The following is a 22,224-nucleotide window of genomic DNA, read 5'->3' on the forward strand; positions in this document are numbered from 1 at the left end:
CGTCCCCCTCCATGGGCGCGGTCATAGACTGACCCCGTGACTGAAAGCGACCCGTTCGACGAGATCATCGAGGCCGAGACCGACCGCGACCCGGATCTCGCGGTCATCGAGGCCGGCAGCCGCACCCTCCGCACCCAGGGCGGAGCCCCGAGCGCTGACGTCCCGACCCGCCCCGAGGACCCCGAGGTCGACAAGGCGCTCCGCGCGGTCGAGGCCGACCTGGCCACCCGCTGGGGCGAGACCAAGCTGGAGCCGTCCGTCAGCCGGATCGCCGCGCTGATGGACGTCCTGGGCGAGCCGCAGCGCACGTACCCCTCGATCCACATCACGGGCACCAACGGCAAGACCTCCACCGCCCGCATGATCGAGGCCCTCCTCGGCGCCTTCGAACTGCGCACCGGCCGCTACACCTCCCCCCACGTGCAGTCCGTCACCGAGCGCATCAGCCTCGACGGCGCCCCGGTCTCCGCCGAGCGGTTCATCGAGACGTACAACGACATCAAGCCGTACGTCGAGATGGTCGACGCGCGGCAGGAGTACCGGCTGTCGTTCTTCGAGGTGCTCACCGGCATGGCGTACGCCGCGTTCGCGGACGCGCCAGTCGACGTCGCCGTCGTCGAGGTCGGCATGGGCGGCTCCTGGGACGCCACCAACGTCATCGACGGCGATGTCGCCGTCGTCACGCCCATCGACCTCGACCACACCGACCGGCTGGGGGAGACCCCCGCCGAGATCGCGGGCGAGAAGGGCGGGATCATCAAGCAGGACGCCACGGTCATCCTGGCCCAGCAGCCGGTCGACGCGGCCCAGGTGCTGCTGAAGAAGGCCGTCGAGGTGGACGCCACGGTGGCCCGCGAGGGGCTGGAGTTCGGTGTCGTGGGCCGGCAGGTCGCCGTCGGCGGACAGCTCGTCACCCTGCGCGGTCTGGGCGGCGAGTACCCCGAGGTGTACCTCCCGCTGCACGGCGAGCACCAGGCGCACAACGCGGCCGTCGCGCTCGCCGCCGTGGAGGCGTTCTTCGGTGTGGGCTCCCAGCGGCCCGAGCCGCTCGACCTCGACACGGTCCGCAAGGCCTTCGCGGCCGTCTCCTCGCCGGGCCGGCTGGAGGTCGTACGGCGCTCCCCGACCGTCGTCCTCGACGCCGCCCACAACCCGGCCGGCGCGCGGGTGACCGCCGACGCGATCGGCGAGGCGTTCGACTTCAGCCGGCTGATCGGTGTGGTCGGGGCGAGCGGCGACAAGAACGTCCGCGGTGTCCTGGAGGCCTTCGAGCCGATCTTCGCCGAGGTCGTCGTCACCCAGAACTCCAGCCACCGCGCCATGGACGCCGACGAGCTGGCCGCGATCGCCGTCGAGGTGTTCGGCGAGGAGCGCGTCCAGGTCGAGCCGCAGCTGCCGGACGCCCTGGAGGCGGCGATCACGCTCGCCGAGGAGGAGGGCGAGTTCGCCGGCGGCGGTGTGCTGGTCACCGGTTCCGTCATCACGGTCGGCGAGGCCCGACTGCTTCTCGGGAAGGGCTGAACACCCCCGCCATGCGTACGCTCTGTTCCTCGACCCTGATCGGCGAGTTCTTCATCATCGGGTTCGCCGGTCTGGTCGCCATGAAGGACCCCGACCTGTCCATGACCACGGTGTGGACGGTGTGCGGGATCGCGATGTTCCTCAGCGTGCTGCTGTGTGCCGTGGTCACCCGGCCCGGGGGCGTCGCCCTCGGCTGGGCGCTGCAGCTCGCGCTGGTCGCGTCCGGTTTCTTCGTCCCGATGATGTTCTTCATGGGGGTGCTCTTCGCCGGCCTGTGGTGGGCCTCGGTGCACTATGGGCGCAAGGTCGACGAGGCGAGGGCGAGATTCGCGGCGCAGTCCGGCTCCTCCGCACCTGACGCTGCGTAACAGGTTTTCGGACACGCCCTGTAATCTTCGAACACCCCGCACAACCCTTGATCCATAGGAGCCCCTCGTGAGCCAGCGCACCCTCGTCCTCCTCAAGCCCGACGCGGTCCGTCGCGGCCTGACCGGCGAGATCATCAGCCGTATCGAGCGCAAGGCCGGCTGGACGATCACGGCGCTGGAGCTGCGCACCCTGGACCAGGACACGCTGGAGCAGCACTACGGCGAGCACAAGGGCAAGCCCTTCTACGAGCCGCTGGTGGAGTTCATGGCCTCCGGTCCGGTCGTCGCGCTGATCGTCGAGGGCGAGCGGGTGATCGAGGGACTGCGCGCGCTGGCCGGCCCGACCGACCCGATCGCGGCCGCGCCCGGCTCGATCCGCGGCGACTTCGGCGTCATCGTCCGCGAGAACCTCATCCACGCCTCCGACTCCGAGGAGTCCGCGGAGCGCGAGGTCAAGATCTTCTTCCCGGGCCGGGCGTAACCCTTCCGAGACGACTGAGACGGGCGATCGAGGGAACGGGATTCCCCGAACGCCCGTCTCCGGAAGCGAACCCGCACAGCATCTGCTGACAATGGCCAGGACCCTTCCGCAGTGTCCGAGAAGGCGCGTCTACGATGGAAGCCTTCACGTCACAGCACCCACCACGCCCGACCTGAAAAGCCCTCAAAAGCTCATGGGAAGGCCAGTCGAATCCTGATGGGGAACTCAATGTCGTTCATCGGCCGTGACATGGCTGTCGACCTCGGGACCGCCAACACGCTGGTGTACGTCAGGGGTCGCGGGATCGTACTCAACGAGCCGTCCGTCGTCGCGATCAACACCAACACCGGTGGCATCCTCGCGGTCGGCGCCGAAGCGAAGAAGATGATCGGGCGCACGCCGGGCAACATCGTCGCCGTGCGGCCGCTGAAGGACGGCGTGATCGCCGACTTCGAGATCACCGAGCGGATGCTCCGCTACTTCATCCTGAAGATCCACAAGCGGCGGTATCTGGCTCGTCCGCGGGTCGTCGTCTGTGTGCCCTCGGGCATCACGGGTGTCGAGCGCCGTGCCGTCATCGAGGCGTCGACCCAGGCCGGCGCCCGGCAGGTGCACATCATCGAGGAGCCCATGGCCGCGGCCATCGGCTCCGGCCTGCCGGTCCACGAGGCCACGGGCAACATGGTGGTGGACATCGGCGGCGGCACCACGGAGGTCGCGGTCATCTCGCTCGGCGGCATCGTCACCGCCCAGTCCATCCGCGTCGCGGGCGACGAGCTGGACAACGCGATCATCCAGCACATCAAGAAGGAGTACAGCCTCCTTCTGGGTGAGCGGACGGCCGAGCAGATCAAGATCACCATCGGCTCGGCGTACGACCTCGACTCCGACGAGCACACCGAAATCCGCGGCCGGGACCTCGTCTCCGGGCTGCCCAAGACCGTCGTCATCTCGGCCGCCGAGGTCCGCAAGGCGATCGAGGAGCCCGTCAACGCGATCGTCGACGCCGTGAAGACCACGCTCGACAAGTGTCCGCCGGAGCTGTCCGGCGACATCATGGACCGCGGAATCGTTCTGACCGGCGGCGGAGCACTGCTGCGCGGACTGGACGAGCGGCTGCGCCGGGAGACCGGTATGCCGATCCACATCGCCGAGGACCCGCTGGACAGCGTGGCGCTCGGCTCAGGCAAGTGCGTCGAGGAGTTCGAGGCGCTCCAGCAGGTTCTGGACGCCGCGCCCCGCAGATGACGTAACGCTTCGGTTCCGCCGTACGGGATGATCGCCTCTCGTGCGGCGGATCGTTGACATTCAGGCATAAGCTCCCACAAAGCGCCCTTGGTCATCCTGGCCCGGGGCTACCCGAATTCCTGTGTAGTGATTTCTCTATCGAGGAAGGGCACGGCCGCCGCACGTGAGGGACACACGAGAGAGCCGGCTGCTCCTGGTGCTGCTGATCGCCATCGCGTTCGCGCTGATCACGGTGGACATCCGCGGTGGTGAGGACTCCCCGGTCGACGGTGCCCGGCAGGCCGCGGCCGCGGTCTTCGGTCCGATCGAGGACGGGGTGTCCTCGGTGGTGGACCCGGTCGGCAACGCCGTCTCGGCGGTCCGCGACTCCGGTGAGCGGCACGACCGGATGGCGCAGTTGGAGAAGGAGAACGCGGCTCTCAAGGCGAAGCTCGGCAGCGACGACCGCAACCGCAGCCGGCTGGCCCAGCTCGACAAGATGCTGAAGATCGCGGGCGAGGGCCGGTACGGCATCAAGGGCGCCGAGGTCATCGCGATCGGAGCGGCCCAGGGCTTCTCCTGGACGATCACCATCGACGTGGGCGCGGACGACGGCATCACCCGTGACATGACCGTCCTGAACGGCGACGGGCTGGTCGGCCGGGTCACCACCGTCGGCCCCCACACCGCGACCGTGCTCCTCGCCAACGACCCCGACTTCACCGTCGGCACCCGCATGGAGGGCAACGACGAACTGGGCTTCGCCTCCGGGCAGGGCGACCGCCCGCTGCGCGTCGAACTCCTCAACGGCAAGGCGGACGTGAGGAAGGGCGACCGCCTGGTCACCTTCGGCTCCCAGGCCGACAAGCCGTTCGTGCCCGGTGTCCCGGTCGGCGTGGTCTCCCGCGTCGACCCCTCCGGCGGCGACCTCACGCGCACGCTCTACGTCACTCCGTACGTCAGCTTCACCAAGCTCGACATCGTCGGCGTGGTCGTGGAGACCCCGAAGAAGGACCCGCGCGACACCGTGCTCCCGGCCAAACCCAAGCCGGTGCCCACCCCTACGGTCACCGTCACGGTGACCCCGAACGCCGATGGCCAGCAGCAAGAGCAGCAGTAGGAGCTGACAACCCCCATGCGCGTCAACCGGATCCTGCTCTCGGTCCCGCTGGTCGTCGTCGCCCTGGTGATCCAGGTGAGCGTCCTCGCCCGCCTCCATCTCCCGGGTGCCGTCCCCGATCTGCTGCTCCTGACCGTCCTGGGCCTCGCCATGGTCTACGGCCATGTCGGCGGCGCCCTCATCGGCTTCGGCGCGGGTCTCCTCGCCGACCTCGCGCCGCCCGCCGACCACGCGGCCGGCCGCTACGCCCTCGTGCTCTGTGTGATCGGCTATCTCGCCGGGCTCGTCAAGCCCGAGACCGGCCAGATCAAGTCGGCGACCGGACCGATGGCCGTGGTGGTCGCCGCGGCGGTCGGCTCCACCCTGCTGTACGCGGGCGTCGGCGCCCTCGTCGGCGACACGGCGGCCCGTCATGTCGGCCTGACCGGGCTGCTGTTCTCGGCCGCCCTGTACGACCTGCTGCTCGCCCCGTTCGTGGTCCCCGGGGTGATGTTCCTGGCCCGGCGGGCGGAGAACGACCCGCTCGCGGAGACCAACTCCGCGGCCAAGGGCTCGGACATCTCCTCGGGCTGGCTGTCCTCCGGGACGGGCCTGAAGATCGGCGGCCAGCGCGGCGGACTCAAGATGAGAGCGGCGAAGTCGCGGGCGACCCGGGCCGGTCGCATCAAGGGGGTCAAGCGGCTGTGAGCAGGGGCAAGTTCACCCGAACGGGTCACTTTCGGCGGAACGCGGCCTCACAGGCTGATCGTTCATCATTCGTACGCACGCACAGCCGCGCACAGTCGTTCGTGGACTGAGAGGGGGAGGCAGCCGCAGTGACCAACATTCCCGAGACCGGTCGGACCCCACGCGTCCAGATCCGGCTCGTCGTGATCCAGATCCTCGTCCTCTCCCTCCTCGGCACCCTCGGCGGCCGGCTGTGGTACCTCCAGATCCGCGAGGGCGCGGCCTACGCCAAGGAGGCCTCCGGCAACCACGTCCAGCAGGTCGTCGAGCCCGCCGTACGCGGCTCCATCCTGGACGCGCGCGGAGTGCCCCTCGCGGACAACGAGACCCGGCTGGTGGTCTCCGCCTCCCGCACCGACCTGCTGAAGCAGCCGGACGACGGCAAGGCCGTCCTGACCAAACTCGCGGGCGTCCTCGGCATGGACCCCGAGGAGGTCCTGCTGAAGGTCCGGCTGTGCGACGCGAAGACCCCCCAGCCCTGCTGGAACGGCTCGCCCTACCAGCCGATCCCCATCACCGACGAGGCCACCGCCAAGCAGGCCCTGCAGATCCGTGAGCGCGCCGAGGACTTCCCCGGCATCACCGCCGAGCCGGAGGCCGTGCGCCGCTACCCCGCGCCCGGCAAGTCCAACACCGCCCAGGTCCTCGGCTATCTCTCGCCGGTCACCGACGAGGAGATCACCAAGGCCCAGGACACCGACTCGCCGTATCTGCGCTCCGACCAGGTCGGCCGCTCCGGCCTCGAGCGCCAGTACGACAAGGAGCTCCGCGGCAAGGCCGGCGTCACCCGCTACGAGGTCGACAACCTCGGCCGGGTCATCGGCCAGGCCGAGGCCACCCCGGCGGAGCCCGGCTCCAACCTGGTCACCAGCATCGACTCCCGCGTCCAGCGCGTCGCCGAGTACGAACTGAACAACGCGATGAAGGTCGCCCGCCAGCAGTTCGACAAGATCACCGGCACCAACTACAAGGCCGACTCCGGCGCCGTCGTCGTGATGGAGGCCAAGACCGGCCGGATCGTCGCCATGGCCTCCGCCCCGACCTACGACCCGAACGTCTGGGTGGGCGGCATCTCCGCCAAGGACTACAAGAAGCTCACGGGCAAGAAGTCCGACTACCCGCTGCTCAACCGGGCCATACAGGGTCAGGCCGCGCCCGGCTCGACGTTCAAGGTGGTCTCCACGGCCGCCGCGGTCGAGGCCGGCTACGTCTGGGACGGCGGCTACCCGTGCACCAGCTCGTACTCGGTGGGCGGCCAGGTCTTCAACAACTTCGAGGGCGAGAACTTCGGCCCGATCTCGCTCGGCCGTGCCCTGGAGGTGTCCTGCGACACCGTCTTCTACGCCCTCGCCGACCGCGAGTGGAAGAAGGACGGCGGCATCAACCCGAAGAAGGGCGAGCCCAAGGACTACTTCTACAAGGCCGCCCACCAGTTCGGCCTCGGCAAGGAGACCGGCGTCGACCTGCCGAACGAGGTCACCGGCCGCGTCCCGGACCGCCAGTGGAAGGAGTCCTACTGGAAGGCCAACAAGGACGCCTGGTGCAAGTCCGGCAAGAAGAACGGCACCTACGTCGAGAAGATCGCCTACGAGAACTGCCTCGAGGGCAACAAGATGCGCGAGGGTGACTCGATCAACTACTCCATCGGCCAGGGCGACACCCTCGTCACACCGATCCAGGAGGCCGTGATCTACGGCGCCCTCGCCAACGGCGGCACCATGTACCAGCCGTCCATCGGCAAGGCCGTCGTCAGCGCCGACGGCAAGACCGTCACCGAGATCAAGCCCAGGAAGACCGGCAAGCTGCCCATCAGCAAGGCGACCCTCGCCGGCATGGACGACGCCCTCGCCGGCGTGGTCACCCGGGGTACGGCCGCGTGGAAGTTCGGCGGCTGGCCGCAGGACAAGATCGAGCTGCACGCCAAGACGGGTACCGCCGAGGTCTACGGCAAGCAGACCACGTCCTGGCTGGCCACCTACAGCAAGGACTACACGGTCATCATGACGATCGCCCAGGCCGGTACCGGTTCGGGCGCCTCCGGTGAGGCCGTGCGCCACATCTACAACGCCCTCTACGGCGTCTCCGCCGACGGCTCGATCGACAAGAAGAACGCCCTGCTGCCCACCCCGCAGAAGGGCCTGCCGACCGTCCAGGCCGACGGCACCATCAAGGCCCCGAAGGTCGCCAAGGACCCGGCCAAGGACCAGCGGGCCAGCCAGCAGGGCACCCCCGAGCCGGACGCCTCGCAGCCGGCCGGGACGACCCAGCAGAACACCACCAACCAGAACACCCGCCGACGGCGACGACGGCGGGGGCGGGCCGGATGCGGGGGCGCCGCAGCCCGGCGGTCGGTCGGCAGGAGGTCGCTCGCATGACCGGTGTGAACAGCTTCTCCGTCTCCGGGTACGGACCCGCGCGGGCCGGCTGGACCCGGGTCCTCGCCCGTGACTCGCTGGCCCGGCGGCTGGACTGGCCGATACTGCTGTCGGCGATCGCCCTCTCCATGATCGGCTCGGTGCTGGTCTTCTCCGCGACCCGCAACCGCACCGAGATCAACCAGGGCGACCAGTACTACTTCCTGATCCGGCACCTGATGAACACCGGCATCGGCATCGCCCTGATGATCGGCACCATCTGGCTCGGCCACCGCACCCTGCGCAACGCGGTACCCGTCCTCTACGGCCTGTCCCTGCTCGGCATCCTGCTGGTGCTGACCCCGCTGGGCTCCACGGTCAACGGCGCCCACTCCTGGATCGTGTTCGGCGGCGGCTTCTCGCTCCAGCCCTCGGAGTTCGTGAAGATCACGATCATCCTGGGCATGGCGATGCTGCTCGCGGCCCGGGTCGACGCCGGCGACAAGCCGTACCCGGACCACCGCACGGTCGTGCAGGCGCTCGGTCTCGCAGCCGTCCCGATGCTGATCGTGATGCTCATGCCCGACCTCGGGTCGGTCATGGTGATGGTGATGATCGTGCTGGGCGTGCTGCTGGCCTCCGGCGCCTCCAACCGCTGGGTCTTCGGGCTGCTCGGCGCGGGCGCGGCCGGCGCGGTCGCCGTCTGGCAGCTCCACATCCTCGACGAGTACCAGATCGCCCGCTTCGCCGCCTTCGCCAACCCCAGCCTCGACCCGGCCGGCGTCGGCTACAACACCAACCAGGCCCGGATCGCCATCGGTTCCGGCGGCCTGACCGGCGCGGGCCTCTTCCACGGCTCGCAGACCACCGGCCAGTTCGTCCCCGAGCAGCAGACGGACTTCGTCTTCACGGTCGCGGGCGAGGAACTCGGCTTCGTCGGCGCGGGCCTGATCATCCTGCTCCTGGGCGTGGTCCTGTGGCGCGCCGGCCGCATCGCCCGCGACTCGACCGAGCTGTACGGCACGATCGTCGCCGCCGGGATCGTGGCGTGGTTCGCGTTCCAGTCGTTCGAGAACATCGGGATGACGCTCGGCATCATGCCGGTCACCGGCCTGCCGCTGCCGTTCGTGTCGTACGGCGGCTCGTCGATGTTCGCGGTGTGGGTGGCGGTGGGGCTGTTGCAGTCGATCCGGGTCCAGCGGCCGATGTCCGCGTAGACGACGGTCTTTCGTCGTTGGTGTTGGATTCAACGGAAGCTGACCCTGCCGTCCCGGTGCGACTGCGACTAGATTCATTTCATGGCGGAGACGAAACGCGAGATCGAGCGCAAGTACGAATCCGACGACAGCGGGCTGCCTGACCTGACCGGCGTCGCCGGCGTGGCGAGTGTCCTCGACAAGGGCACCGCCGAGCTGGACGCGACCTACTACGACACATCCGACCTGCGCCTGGCCTCGGCCGCGATCACCCTGCGCCGCCGCACGGGCGGCTCCGACGCCGGGTGGCACCTAAAGCTTCCGGTCGGCCCCGGGATCCGCGACGAGATCCGCGCCCCGCTCTCCGACACCGTCCCGGACGAACTCGCGGCGCTGGTGCGCTCCCGGGTCCGCGAGGGTCAGCTCGTGGCGGTGGTCCGGCTGCGCTCCGCACGGGACGTACGGGACCTGATGGACGCGCACGGCAGGCTGCTGGCCGAGGCCAGCGTGGACACCGTACGGGCGGAGCGGCTGTTCGGCGGACAGGGAACCGCCCAATGGAGCGAGATCGAGGTGGAGCTGGCCGACGGCGGCGACCCCGCCCTCCTCGACAAGCTGGAGAAACGGCTGCGCAAGGCGGGCGTACGACCGTCGACGTCGGCGTCGAAGCTGGCGCGGGCGCTGGCCGAGACCAAGGGCGGACATCCACGGCCCGAGGACAAGGGCCCCGCCGAGCCGGCGACCGCCGGGGACCACGTCCTCGCGTACGTGCGCGCCCAGCGGGACGCGATCGTCGAGCTGGACCCGGCGGTGCGCCGGGACGCCGAGGAGTCGGTGCACGACATGCGGGTCGCCACCCGCCGGCTGCGCAGCACCTTCCGCTCCTTCGGCAAGGTCCTCGACCGGGACGTCACCGACCCGATCGCCGCCGAGCTGAAGTGGCTGGCGGGGGAGCTGGGCGTGGGCCGCGACCACGAGGTGCTGGCCGGGCGGCTGCAGGCGGCCTTCGACGAGCTGCCCCCCACGCTGGTCGCGGGACCGGTCCGGGAACGGCTGCAGAACTGGTCGAAGGCCGGTGAGAAGGGTTCGAGGCGCCGGCTGCTCGGGGTGCTGAACTCCTCGCGCTATCTGACCCTTCTCGACACCCTGGACGCGCTGATCGCCGATCCGCCGGCGCTGAAGGCGGCCGGCAGGAAGCCGGAGAAGGTCCTCGCGAAGGCCGTACGCAAGGACTTCGCGAAGGTGTCCGCGCTGATGGAGGAGGCCATGGAGCAGCCGCCCGGCGCCGACCGCGACCTCGCGCTGCACGAGGCCCGCAAGAAGGCCAAGCGGACGCGGTACGCGGCGGAGACGGCCCGCCCCGTCCTCGGCCGTCCGGCGAAGGACCTGGTCAAGTCCATGAAGTCGCTCCAGAGCCTGCTCGGCGACCACCAGGACAGCGTCATGGCCCGTACGACCCTGCGCGAGCTGTCCGCCGTGGCGCACGCGGCGGGGGAGAACGGGTTCACGTACGGCGTGCTGTACGCCCGTGAGGAGCGGCGCGCGGAGCGGGTCGAGGAGGCCGTACCCGGGGCGTGGAGGGAGACCAGCGGCTCGATGGAGGTTTAGGACGGCTTTGATCGCGATTTTCGCGGGCGGGGGAGTGCTCCGGGCACGTTACGCTTGATGGTCACCCCAGTCAGCTCACGAAGGTAACGCCGCGATGTCTGTCGAGTCGGTCTTCCCACAGCTCGAAGCCTTGCTCCCGCACGTGCAGAAGCCGATCCAGTACGTCGGGGGCGAGCTCAACTCCACGGTCAAGCCGTGGGAGTCCTGTGACGTCCGCTGGGCGCTCATGTACCCGGACGCGTACGAGGTCGGTCTGCCCAACCAGGGCGTCATGATCCTCTACGAGGTGCTGAACGAGCAGGACGGCGTCCTCGCCGAGCGCACCTACAGCGTGTGGCCGGACCTGGAGGCGCTGATGCGGGAGCACCGCGTCCCGCAGTTCACGGTCGACAGCCACCGCCCGGTGAAGGCCTTCGACGTGTTCGGCCTGTCCTTCTCCACCGAGCTCGGCTACACGAACATGCTCACGGCCCTGGACCTGGCCGGCATCCCCCTGGAGTCCAAGGACCGTACGCTCGACGACCCGATCGTCCTGGCGGGCGGCCACGCGGCCTTCAACCCGGAGCCGATCGCCGACTTCATCGACGCGGCGGTCATCGGCGACGGCGAGCAGGCCGTCCTCGACATGACGCGGATCATCAAGGAGTGGAAGGCCGAGGGCCGCCCCGGCGGCCGCGAGGAGGTCCTCTTCCGCCTCGCCAGGACCGGGAACGTCTACATCCCGGCCTTCTACGACGTCGAGTACCTCCCCGACGGCCGGATCGCCCGCGTGGTCCCCAACAAGTCGGGCGTCCCGTGGCGCGTCTCCAAGCACACGGTCATGGACCTCGACGAGTGGCCCTACCCCAAGCAGCCCCTGGTCCCCCTCGCCGAGACCGTCCACGAGCGCATGTCCGTCGAGATCTTCCGCGGCTGCACGCGCGGCTGCCGCTTCTGCCAGGCGGGCATGATCACCCGCCCGGTGCGCGAGCGCTCGATCACGGGCATCGGCGAGATGGTCGAGAAGGGCCTGAAGGCGACGGGCTTCGAGGAGGTGGGTCTGCTGTCGTTGTCGAGTGCGGACCACTCGGAGATCGGCGACATCGCCAAGGGCCTGGCCGACCGCTACGAAGAGGACAAGATCGGCCTGTCCCTCCCCTCCACCCGCGTCGACGCCTTCAACGTCGACCTGGCGAACGAACTGACGCGCAACGGCCGCCGCTCGGGCCTCACCTTCGCCCCCGAGGGCGGCTCGGAACGCATGCGCAAGGTCATCAACAAGATGGTGTCGGAGGAGGACCTCATCCGCACCGTCGCGACGGCCTACGGCAACGGCTGGCGCCAGGTGAAGCTGTACTTCATGTGCGGCCTCCCCACGGAGACCGACGAGGACGTCCTCCAGATCGCCGACATGGCCGCGAACGTCATCGCCAAGGGCCGCGAGGTCTCCCGCGCCAACGACATCCGCTGCACGGTCTCGATCGGCGGCTTCGTCCCCAAGCCCCACACCCCCTTCCAGTGGGCCCCGCAACTGTCGGCGGAGGAGACGGACGCCCGCCTGGAGAAGCTGCGGGACAAGATCCGCGGCGACAAGAAGTACGGCCGCTCGATCGGCTTCCGCTACCACGACGGCAAGCCCGGCATCGTCGAGGGCCTGCTCTCGCGTGGCGACCGCCGCATCGGCGCCGTGATCCGCGCGGTCTACGAGGACGGCGGCCGCTTCGACGGCTGGCGCGAGCACTTCTCCTACGACCGCTGGATGACCTGCGCCGACAAGGCCCTGGACCCCTTCGGCGTCGACGTCGACTGGTACACCACCCGCGAGCGCACCTACGAGGAGGTCCTCCCCTGGGACCACCTCGACTCCGGCCTCGACAAGGACTGGCTCTGGGAGGACTGGCAGGACGCCCTCGACGAAACGGAGGTCGAGGACTGCCGCTGGACCCCCTGTTTCGACTGCGGCGTCTGCCCCGCCATGGACACCTCAATCCAAATCGGCCCGACCGGCAAGAAACTGCTGCCGCTGACGGTGAAGAACACCGCTCCGACCAGCTGAACGAGATCGGGGGAGTGAGCGAGGCGCTGCGGCGGGGGTCACAGAGGATGAGGTGGCCGCAGCGCTGAGTTCGTTCGGGCTTTCGCAAGGTCGGCAGCGGCGTGTGCCGCTGGCGCGGTGGGCTGTCGCCTGAGTGGCCGCTCTCAGTTCGTGAGGCTTCACCTGACTTCGTAGCGTGGTGATACCGCTGCGGAGGAGGTGGCATGCCAGCGAGCGAACCGGATGCCGGTGGTCTGGCGTCCCCGCCGGGGCCCCCGGTGAAGAAGCGGCGGCGGCACGGCTGTCTCTGGGGGTGCGTCGGCGCTCTGGTCGCGGTGATCGCCATCGGCGGAGTTGTGCTCGCGATCGCGCCGGGAGACAGCGATGAGACCACGACTGCCGCGCCCAGTGAGACCAACGAGGGGACGCCGCAGGAGAAGACGCGGGAACCCCAGGGTGAACGAGCGGACCTCGTCAGCTTCCGGCTGGACGATCGCTCACAAGCCGGTGTCACCGATGTCTGGGTCGTCTGGACGGTCCGGAACAGCAGCGGTGAGAAGTCCGACTACGCGTGGGACTGGGAGGCGGTCGACGCCGATGGCGTCCGGCTGACGAACGGATCCCAGCTGGAGACCGACGTCCAGCCTGGCCAGACTGCTCGGGGCGAGTACTTCACGACGCTCAAGAGCGTGAACGGCGTCAAGCTCAACATCACCGGCTTCGACCGCACTGTCAGCTACTGAGCAGACCGACGCGCCTGGATCCATGCGGCCGAACTTCCTCTCAAGAGCACGGCGCCCCCGTGGGAGGGGGCACTGTCGTGTGCGCGGGAACCACCCGCTGAGGGTGAGGTCGTAGGGGTTCGGTCGGTTGATGCTGCTGTGGGGAGTGGGGGCACGGCGGCGAAGGGATCGGCGGGCGATGGGCGACGAGAGGGCCGGGCGGATCGCGGAGTTCGTTCGTCCGTTGCGGGTCGAGCCGGGCCGCGGGGTGCGGCTGGGGGAGGACTTCGATCCGCGGTACAAGGCGGGGATCCGGAAGAAGAGCGACGGCGTCGAGCTGCTGCAGAACGGGGTCGAGCTGCTCGCCGACTACCAGCGGCGGCTGGCCGCGCAGGACACCCACGGGGTGCTGGTGTGTCTGCAGGCGCTGGACGCCGGCGGCAAGGACGGCACGATCCGGCATGTGATGAGCGGCGTCAACCCGCAGGGCGAGCGGGTGGCGTCCTTCAAGGTGCCCTCGGACGTGGAACTCGATCACGACTACCTCTGGCGCTACCACCGCGAGCTGCCCCGGCGCGGGGAGATCGGCATCTTCAACCGGTCCCACTACGAGGAGGTCCTGGTGGTCCGGGTGCACCAGGAGAACCTCGGACGCCAGAAACTGCCCGACGCGGCCCGTGGCCCGGACGTGTGGGAGCGCCGGTATCGCGAGATCAACGACTGGGAGCGTTATCTGAGCGACAACGGCTTCGTCGTTGTCAAGATTTTTCTGAATCTGTCCAAGGAGGAGCAGCGGGTCCGCTTCCTCAAGCGCATCGACGTCCCCGAGCGGAACTGGAAGTTCTCACCGGCCGACGTCCGCGAGCGCGCCCGGTGGGACGACTACCAGAAGGCGTTCTCGCAGATGCTGTCGGCGACCAGCACCCCCTGGGCACCCTGGTACGTCATTCCGGCCGACCGCAAGTGGTTCGCACGGGTGTGCGTGAGCGCGGTGCTGGCGCACACCCTGATCGGTATCGACCCCCGCTATCCGGAGGTCGACGAGCAGACCCGACGGGAACTGGCCGAGGTCAAACGCGACCTGGAGCGCCAGGCACCCAAGGGTGAGCCGGCCGATCCCTACGCGGCGAAGGGCAAGCAGAAGAGCAAGCGAAAGAGCGAGCGGGCGTGACCGCGCCGACGCACACCCCGCAGCCGCGGCAGCGCGCGACGGACGGTCGGCCGTGGTGCGCGCTTCCCACCGAGGACGTGGCCGCCGCGCTCGGCGTAGATCCCACCGACGGGCTGTCCGCCGGCCGGGCGGCCGAGCCGCTCCGCACGAACGGCCCGAACGCGCTGCCGGAGGAGCGGGCCGTGCCTGGCCAGCGCCGCTGTCTCGCCGGTGCTCATGGTCCTGAACGCGGTCGTCGGGGTGCGGCAGGAGGGCAAGGCGGAGAGCGCCAGGGGCAGTTCGGCTGGGCGCTGGTTCCCGCGGTGGCCCTGCTGGCGCCGTGGGAGCTGGGCAAGGCCCTGGTCCGTAAGGACACCAAGTGAGACCAAGTGAGACCGAGTGAGACCGACTGAGAACCGAGTGAGAACAGAGAAAGGTGATTTCGACATGGCAACCGCATCCGAGACCCCCGTCCTCGACACCCTCGCCGCCATGACCATCGACTCCGTCGAACGCTGTCACATGGACGCGCGGACGCTCATCCTCACCCGTATCGCCGCCCTCGTGGCCGTGGACGCGCCGGCCATCTCCTACCTGGCGCACGTCGATCCGGCGGTCAAGGCCGAACTGACCGTCGAGGAACTGCAGGACGTCCTCGTCGCCATCGCGCCCGTCGTGGGCAGCGCACGCGTCATGTCGGCGGCCGGCCACATCGCGCAGGCCTTCGGTGTCGCCATCGCGCTCGCGGAGGCCGAGGCGGAGGCGATCGCCAACGCCGAGGCGCAGAGCCGCGGCATGTCCTGAACCACCCACGCCGGGCACGGTTTTGTCATTCGTCCGGCTGATTCGGTGCATCCTGCGGGCGGGTTGAGGCGTCTACACCGGTATGGACCTGCAGAAACCGCCCGCCGAGCCGTATGAGCCGCGTCAGCCGGAGGGATGTCTCGTCGTCGCGATCCGGCTGCCCGTGCGGATCGTGGTGCTCGTGCTGGTCGTGCCCGTGCGGATGGTCTGGGACGCCCTGGTCGTCACCGGCCGCTTCCTGCGGGACGCCCTGCTCAGGCCTCTGGGCAGGGCCCTGCTGTGGCTGGGGCGGATGCTGTTCCTGTGGCCGCTGGTGGGACTGTGGCGGTACGTCCTCGTCCCGGCCGGCCACGCCCTGGTCCGCCTCGGGCGCGTACTGCTGGTCGTCCCCGCCGTCGCCCTGTACCGCCATGTCCTGACCCCGGTCGGGCAGGCCGCCGTATGGCTTGCACGGCGGGTCGGCGCCGGGTGCGCGTGGCTGTACGCGCGCGTGCTCACCCCCGCCGGGCACGCGGTGCTGTGGCTGGTGCGGTACGGGGTCGTCGTCCCCGTGCTGTGGCTGGTGCGGTACGGGGTCGTCGTCCCCGTGCGGTGGCTGGTGCGGTACGGGGTCGTCGTCCCCGTGCGGTGGCTGGTCCGGTACCTGGTCGTCGTACCCGCCCGCCGGGTGTACGAGTGGATCCTCGCGCCGGTCGGACGGGCGGCCGCCTGGTGCGCGCTGGGGCTCTGGCGGCTGCTCGGGCTGCTGCTCACGGGGCTCGGGGTGGCCGTGTACTGGATCGCGCGGGTGCTGCTGGTGCTGCCCGCGGTCGCGCTGTGGCGCTGGGTGCTCGCCCCCGTCGGGCGCTTCCTCGCCGTCCTCGCGCGCGAGGTCGCGGACGCGCTCGGGCACGCCTGGCGGATCGCGGGGCACCTCTCGCGCGCCGTCGGCCGGTTCCTCGCCACCCTCTTCCGGTGGATCTTCGTCGAGCCGGTGCGCTGGGTGTACCGGACCGTCCTCACCCCGGTCGGGCACGTCGTCCGCGACCTCGTCCTCAAGCCCGCCGCGCAGGCCGCGCGCGCCGTGGGACGGGCGACCCGGCAGGCCCTCGCCTCCGCGCGCGAGACCGTCCGGCAGACACGGGCCGACGTACGGCGGATGCTGTTCGGGGAGCCCCGGGAAGCGGTGGTTCGGCCCCGGGAGAGGGAAGCGGTGCTCCGGCGGGAACCGAGGCCGCTCGGCACACGTACTCTTGATAGCAGTACGACCGCTCTCACGAAACTCACGAAGGACTGAACGACACTGGGCAAGCGACAGCCCGAAGGCCCGCCGCCCGCACCCGCGGTGCAGCGCATCCGACTGCGCTACACCAAGCGCGGCCGCCTCCGGTTCACCAGCCACCGTGACTTCCAGCGCGCCTTCGAGCGCGCGTTGCGCCGTGCCGAGGTGCCGATGGCGTACTCGGCGGGGTTCACGCCGCACCCGAAGGTGTCGTACGCCAATGCCGCACCCACCGGCACGGGCAGCGAGGCGGAGTACCTGGAGATCGCCCTGACCGCGGCGCGCGAACCGGAGACGCTGCGCGCGCTGCTCGACGAGTCGCTGCCCACCGGGCTCGACATCGTCGACGCGGTCGAGGCCCGCACCTCGGGCCTCGCCGACCGGCTCACGGCCTCCGTGTGGGAGCTGCGGCTCGACGGAGTGGACCCGGCCGACGCCGAACGCGCCGTCCAGGCCTTCACCGCCGCCGAGTCCGTCGAGGTCCAGCGCATGACCAAGAACGGCGTGCGCACCTTCGACGCCCGCTCGGCGGTCGTACGACTGGAAACACGACCCGGAACGCAACTCGGAACGCAACTCGGAACGCAACTCGAAACACAGAGTGAAACGGCTGATAGGCCGACCGACCGGCCCTGTGCGATACTGCGGCTGGTTGTTCGGCACGTGACGCCTGCCGTACGACCCGACGACGTCCTGTCCGGTCTCCGCGCCGTGGCCGACCTGGCGCCGCCGGTCCCCGCAGCGGTGACCAGGCTGGCGCAGGGGCTGCTCGATGAAGAGACCGGCGCGGTGACCGACCCGCTCGCGCCCGACCGCGAGGCAGCCGAGGCCCTCACAACGGCCTAGGGACTGCCGCCGCGAAGGCGTCGGCGAAGGAAGGTTCCGCACAAGGACGGGCGTCGTAGCGCCGCCCTCGTACTCGGGAGCCACCTGGGTCGGGCAGCGCACCCACCAGAAGACTTTCGCCAGGCCGTACGCAACAGGGCTACGGAACCGGCGAGACAGGACACAGAGAGCTCCCGTGCGGCGGCCGCGCCCCGGACGGCGGCACCGCGCACAGCGCGAGCCGCGGACGTCAACGGCGACCGATCCCTGGTGATCGGCGCCGGGCCCGGTGCGGCGCCCGGGAGCCTGACGGGAGACACACCCGCATGCTCGAGCCGACCGAACCCACCCAGGGTTCCGAAGAACAGAACAACACCCCCAGCGACACCCTGCCGCCGCGTCGTCGGCGCCGTGCCGCTTCCCGCCCGGCGGGCCCGCCGAGCGGCGCCGAGGCCTCGGCCGAGATCACCGCGCCGGCCCTACCGGCCGTGGAGACCGCCGAGCACCTGGCGGACGAGGTCGTCGAGGGCGCCGAGGGCGTCGAGACCGAAGAGGTCGCCGTGACCGAGGCGGAGGTGACCGAGGCGGCCGAGGAGAAGGCCGAGGAGGCCGCTCCGGCGCCGCGTACCCGCAGGCGTGCCACGCGTCGGGCGTCCGCGCCCGCCGGTGCTCCGGCTGCCGCCGAGACCGAGGCCGCCGCCGAGACGGTGGTGCCGGTGGTGGCCGCCGAGACCACTGAGGCTGCCGAGGCCGAGGCTGTCGTGCCGGTGGCCGAGGAGGCCGCGCCCGCGCCGCGTACCCGTCGTCGGGCCACGCGCCGTGCGTCCACGCCCGCCGCGGCTCCCGCTCCGGTGGAGGCCGAAACCGTGGTGGCCGCTGAGGCCCCTGAGGCTGCTGAGACCGAGGCTGTCGTGCCGGTGGCCGAGGAGGCCGCGCCCGCGCCGCGTACCCGTCGTCGGGCCACGCGCCGTGCGTCCGCCCCCGCCGGTGCGCCGGCCGAGGAAGAGGTGAGCGCGGAGGCGCCCGCCGCTTCCGCCGAGGCCGAGACGCCTGCCGTGGTCGCCGAGGCGCCCGCCGCTTCCGCCGAGGTCACCGACGAGGGCGCCCCCGCGCCGCGTGGCCGCCGTCGGTCCAGCCGTCGGGCGTCCGCGCCCGCCGGGGCTCCGGCCGAGGACGGGACCGAGGCGTCCGTGGCCGCCGAGGCCGAGTCCGTGGTGGCCGCCGCCGAGGAGAAGGCTCCCGAGGCCGCCGTCGAGCAGCCCGCCGAGACGCCCGCCTCCACCGCGCGGACCGCCGCCGCTCAGACCCCCGCAGTCTCCGGGACCCCCTCCGACGAGGAAGCCGGTCCGCGCCGGGCCCGTCGACGGGTCGTGCGTCGGGCCGCCGGGGGGTTCTCCGAGCCCGCGCCCCTGCCGGGGAACGGCGAGGGCGACGCGCCGCGCCGCCCCGCGCGGCCTGCGGTCGCCGTGTTCCAGGCGCCCGTGTTCGCCGAGCCGCAGTTCCAGACGCCGCAGCGGGCCGCCGCCGAGGCCGCCGCCGCGTCCGTCGAGGAGGCGGTCGAGGCCGAGGAGACCGAAGAGGTCGAGGAGCTTCCCGCGGAGGAGCAGACCGGCTCGCGCCGTCGCCGCCGTCGCCGGGGTGCCGCCCTCGCGGAGGAGACCGGGGCCGACGAGCCGACCGGGACCGCGCCCGCCGCCGAGGACGAGACCGAGCCCGAGGAGGCCGACGAGGCCGCCGAGGACGGTGTCGAGGGCGACGAGGAGAGCGAGGAGACCGGCTCGCGCCGCCGCCGCCGTCGCGGTGGACGTCGTCGCCGCCGGGGCGAGGCCGCCGACGAGTCCGACGGCGTCGACGCAGAGTCCGACGAGCTCGCCGCCGAACAGGCCGAGCAGGACGCCGAGGACACCGCCGAGCAGGATGAAGAGGACGCCGAGGACGAGGCCGGTGGCTCCACCGCCGGCAGCCGTCGCCGTCGTCGCCGCCGTCGGCGCGCCGGGGACAGCGGCACCGACATCGAGCCGGGCGAGGGCGACCCCGAGCGGACCGTCGTCAAGGTGCGCGAGCCCCGCAAGCCCTCCGAGCCGTCCGACGAGGTGCAGTCCATCAAGGGCTCGACCCGTCTGGAGGCGAAGAAGCAGCGCCGCCGCGAAGGCCGTGAGCAGGGCCGCCGCCGTGTCCCGATCATCACCGAGGCCGAGTTCCTGGCCCGCCGCGAGGCCGTCGAGCGCGTGATGGTCGTCCGCCAGAGCGGTGAGCGCACGCAGATCGGCGTCCTGGAGGACGGCGTGCTCGTCGAGCACTACGTCAACAAGGAGCAGTCGACCTCGTACGTCGGCAACGTCTACCTGGGCAAGGTCCAGAACGTGCTGCCGTCCATGGAGGCCGCGTTCATCGACATCGGCAAGGGCCGCAACGCCGTCCTGTACGCCGGTGAGGTCAACTTCGAGGCCCTCGGCATGGCCAACGGGCCGCGCCGTATCGAGTCCGCCCTGAAGTCCGGTCAGTCCGTCCTCGTCCAGGTGACGAAGGACCCGATCGGCCACAAGGGCGCCCGTCTGACCAGCCAGGTCTCCCTCCCGGGCCGCTACCTCGTGTACGTCCCCGAGGGCTCGATGACCGGCATCAGCCGCAAGCTGCCCGACACCGAGCGGGCCCGGCTGAAGACGATCCTCAAGAAGATCGTCCCCGAGGACGCGGGCGTCATCGTGCGCACCGCCGCCGAGGGCGCGAGCGAGGACGAGCTGCGCCGTGACGTCGAACGGCTGCAGTCGCAGTGGGAGGACATCCAGAAGAAGTCCAAGAACGGCAACGCGCCGACGCTGCTGTACGGCGAGCCGGACATGACCGTCCGGGTCGTCCGCGACATCTTCAACGAGGACTTCTCCAAGGTCGTCGTCAGCGGCGACGACGCCTGGTCGACCATCCACGGGTACGTCTCGCACGTCGCGCCCGACCTGGCCGAGCGGCTGTCGAAGTGGACCTCCGAGGTCGACGTCTTCGCCACCTACCGGATCGACGAGCAGCTCGCCAAGGCGCTGGACCGCAAGGTCTGGCTGCCCAGCGGCGGTTCGCTGGTGATCGACCGGACCGAGGCGATGGTCGTCGTCGACGTCAACACCGGCAAGTTCACCGGCCAGGGCGGCAACCTGGAGGAGACGGTCACCAGGAACAACCTGGAGGCGGCCGAGGAGATCGTGCGTCAGCTCCGGCTGCGCGACCTCGGCGGCATCATCGTGATCGACTTCATCGACATGGTGCTGGAGTCCAACCGGGACCTGGTGCTGCGGCGCCTGCTGGAGTGCCTGGGCCGCGACCGTACGAAGCACCAGGTCGCCGAGGTGACCTCGCTGGGGCTCGTGCAGATGACCCGCAAGCGGGTGGGCCAGGGTCTGCTGGAGTCCTTCTCCGAGACCTGCGTCCACTGCAACGGCCGCGGTGTCATCGTCCACATGGAGCAGCCGACCGCGGTCGGTGGCGGCGGCAAGCGCAAGAAGCGCGGCCGGGGCGGCGACGTCCACGAGCACGAGCACGAGGCCGTGGCCGTCGAGACCGCCGAGCCGCTGGTGGATGTCGAGGAGGCCGAGAGCGAGGCCGAGGTCGCCGCCGAGGTGGCCGAGCCGGTCGCGCTGTCCGCCCCCGTCTTCGCGCCCGACGAGGAGCTGTACAGCAGCGTCGCCGAGGCGGAGGCCGCGGCCTCCCGTGGGCGCAGCCGTCGTAGGGCGAGCCGCCGGGCGTCGGCTCCGGCCGGTGCGCCCAAGGGCGCCGGGCGCAGGGGCCGTGGCGAGGTGTTCGTCGCGGAGGAGCCCACCGAGGCCGCCGAGGCCACCGAGGAGCTCGCGGCGGCCGTCGAGGCGCCCGTCGAGGCCTTCGCGGAGGTTCCCACCGCGCAGACCGTGACCGCCGAGGCGGAGGCCGAGCGTCCGGTGCAGCCGGCCGAGGCCCTCGCCGCGCAGGCCGAGCCGGTCGCGGTGGAGGACCCGGTCGTCGAGGCGCCCGCTCCGGTGGAGGCTCCCGTCGAGGAGGAGGCCGCGCCCAAGGGCCGTACCCGTCGTCGCGCCACCCGCAAGGTGTCCGCGCCGGCCGGTTCGCCCGCCGGTGCGGAGGCCGCCGTGGTGACGGTCGTCGAGCCGGCCGCCGTCGAGGCCCCGGCCGCTCCGGCGGAGCCCGTCGAGGCCGAGCCGGTCGCCGAGAGCGCGGCTCCGGCCCGTCCGCGGCGCCGTGCCGTGCGCAAGGCCACCGCGCCGACCGCGTCCGAGGAGACGGCCGTCGTGGTCGTCCCGTCGGCCGCCGCGGAGGACGCGGAGACCGTCGCGGAGGTCGCGGAGACCGTCGCGGAGGTCGTCGCGGCCGAGGGCGTCGAGCCGGTCGCCGACGAGGAGGCCGCTCCGGCCAAGAAGACGGCCGCGCGCAAGACGGCCAAGAAGGCCACGGCGAAGAAGGCCGCCACCAAGAAGACGGTGACGGCCAAGAAGACGGCCGCGAAGAAGACCGCCGCCAAGAAGACGACGGCCAAGAAGGCCGCCAAGGCCACGGCGGCGAAGAAGACGGCTGCGGCGCAGTCGACAGAGGACTGACCCCCTCGCCGACCGCCTCACCTGCGGTGCGACAAGGCGCGGGCGTCCGGTGCGAACCGGGCGCCCGCGCCGTCGTCCACGCGCACCGGCGCCCCCTCACCTCGCGTCGCACTGTGTTTACCGCAGAGTTACGCTGTGTCTTGCTTGTGATCGAGGGCACCCAGGGCGGTGGTTTCTCTGTGGTAACACTCGGGAAAATTGCCGTCCCCGTACTGGTAACGTGCAGTCTGGTCCCGGTGGCCAAAGACATGCACACCGTGACCACAGCCGATG

The 22,224-nt window shown here is 70.8% G+C and carries 17 protein-coding genes; all 17 read left to right on the top strand.

Features of this window, described 5'->3' with window-relative positions:
• Positions 1–36: 36 nt before the first annotated feature.
• The 17 genes from folC (at position 37) to OG852_RS32340 (ending at position 21,951) form a co-directional block, all read left to right on the top strand.
• On the top strand, positions 37–1,521 hold the full coding sequence (folC, locus tag OG852_RS32260; protein ID WP_133911627.1) for a bifunctional tetrahydrofolate synthase/dihydrofolate synthase: 1,485 nt from the start codon (positions 37–39) through the stop codon (positions 1,519–1,521).
• Between the two features lie 11 nt (positions 1,522–1,532).
• Positions 1,533–1,889, top strand: coding sequence for a DUF4233 domain-containing protein (locus tag OG852_RS32265; RefSeq protein WP_133911628.1), 357 nt, complete (start codon positions 1,533–1,535; stop codon positions 1,887–1,889).
• Between the two features lie 67 nt (positions 1,890–1,956).
• The gene (gene ndk / locus OG852_RS32270; protein WP_133911629.1) at positions 1,957–2,370 is read left to right on the top strand and encodes a nucleoside-diphosphate kinase; all 414 of its coding nucleotides are present in this window, start codon (positions 1,957–1,959) and stop codon (positions 2,368–2,370) included.
• 228 nt (positions 2,371–2,598) lie between these two features.
• The gene (locus OG852_RS32275; RefSeq protein WP_030779466.1) at positions 2,599–3,618 is read left to right on the top strand and encodes a rod shape-determining protein; all 1,020 of its coding nucleotides are present in this window, start codon (positions 2,599–2,601) and stop codon (positions 3,616–3,618) included.
• Positions 3,619–3,781: 163 nt separating this feature from the next.
• A complete protein-coding gene (mreC, locus tag OG852_RS32280; protein WP_133911630.1) occupies positions 3,782–4,717 on the top strand; it encodes a rod shape-determining protein MreC in 936 nt (311 codons plus the stop codon).
• 15 nt (positions 4,718–4,732) lie between these two features.
• Positions 4,733–5,404 (top strand): rod shape-determining protein MreD, encoded by a 672-nt coding sequence (mreD, locus tag OG852_RS32285; protein WP_330349805.1) that lies wholly within the window; start codon positions 4,733–4,735, stop codon positions 5,402–5,404.
• Between the two features lie 128 nt (positions 5,405–5,532).
• Positions 5,533–7,818: a penicillin-binding protein 2 gene (mrdA, locus tag OG852_RS32290; RefSeq protein WP_133911632.1), complete on the top strand. Its 2,286-nt coding sequence runs from the start codon at positions 5,533–5,535 to the stop codon at positions 7,816–7,818.
• On the top strand, positions 7,815–9,014 hold the full coding sequence (gene rodA, locus OG852_RS32295; RefSeq protein ID WP_330349806.1) for a rod shape-determining protein RodA: 1,200 nt from the start codon (positions 7,815–7,817) through the stop codon (positions 9,012–9,014). The genes mrdA and rodA overlap by 4 nt, the downstream gene beginning before the upstream one ends.
• A gap of 81 nt (positions 9,015–9,095) precedes the next feature.
• Positions 9,096–10,601, top strand: coding sequence for a CYTH and CHAD domain-containing protein (locus OG852_RS32300; RefSeq protein ID WP_330349807.1), 1,506 nt, complete (start codon positions 9,096–9,098; stop codon positions 10,599–10,601).
• A gap of 94 nt (positions 10,602–10,695) precedes the next feature.
• Positions 10,696–12,636 (top strand): TIGR03960 family B12-binding radical SAM protein, encoded by a 1,941-nt coding sequence (locus OG852_RS32305; protein WP_330349808.1) that lies wholly within the window; start codon positions 10,696–10,698, stop codon positions 12,634–12,636.
• Between the two features lie 203 nt (positions 12,637–12,839).
• Positions 12,840–13,358: a hypothetical protein gene (locus OG852_RS32310; protein WP_330349809.1), complete on the top strand. Its 519-nt coding sequence runs from the start codon at positions 12,840–12,842 to the stop codon at positions 13,356–13,358.
• Between the two features lie 178 nt (positions 13,359–13,536).
• Positions 13,537–14,508, top strand: a complete 972-nt coding sequence (locus OG852_RS32315) for a polyphosphate kinase 2 family protein (protein WP_330349810.1) — start codon at positions 13,537–13,539, stop codon at positions 14,506–14,508.
• Positions 14,505–14,870 (top strand): cation-transporting P-type ATPase, encoded by a 366-nt coding sequence (locus tag OG852_RS32320; protein ID WP_330349811.1) that lies wholly within the window; start codon positions 14,505–14,507, stop codon positions 14,868–14,870. Before OG852_RS32315 ends, OG852_RS32320 begins: the two co-directional genes overlap by 4 nt.
• A gap of 64 nt (positions 14,871–14,934) precedes the next feature.
• A complete protein-coding gene (locus OG852_RS32325) occupies positions 14,935–15,291 on the top strand; it encodes a carboxymuconolactone decarboxylase (RefSeq protein WP_133911647.1) in 357 nt (118 codons plus the stop codon).
• An 82-nt stretch (positions 15,292–15,373) separates the two neighbouring features.
• The gene (locus tag OG852_RS32330; RefSeq protein WP_330349812.1) at positions 15,374–16,567 is read left to right on the top strand and encodes a hypothetical protein; all 1,194 of its coding nucleotides are present in this window, start codon (positions 15,374–15,376) and stop codon (positions 16,565–16,567) included.
• A 48-nt stretch (positions 16,568–16,615) separates the two neighbouring features.
• Positions 16,616–17,398 (top strand): TIGR03936 family radical SAM-associated protein, encoded by a 783-nt coding sequence (locus OG852_RS32335; RefSeq protein ID WP_443064585.1) that lies wholly within the window; start codon positions 16,616–16,618, stop codon positions 17,396–17,398.
• A 305-nt stretch (positions 17,399–17,703) separates the two neighbouring features.
• Positions 17,704–21,951, top strand: a complete 4,248-nt coding sequence (locus tag OG852_RS32340; RefSeq protein ID WP_330349813.1) for an Rne/Rng family ribonuclease — start codon at positions 17,704–17,706, stop codon at positions 21,949–21,951.
• Positions 21,952–22,224 lie beyond the last annotated feature (273 nt).

Origin of the sequence: Streptomyces sp. NBC_00582, from assembly GCF_036345155.1 — a bacterium.
Classification (GTDB): domain Bacteria; phylum Actinomycetota; class Actinomycetes; order Streptomycetales; family Streptomycetaceae; genus Streptomyces.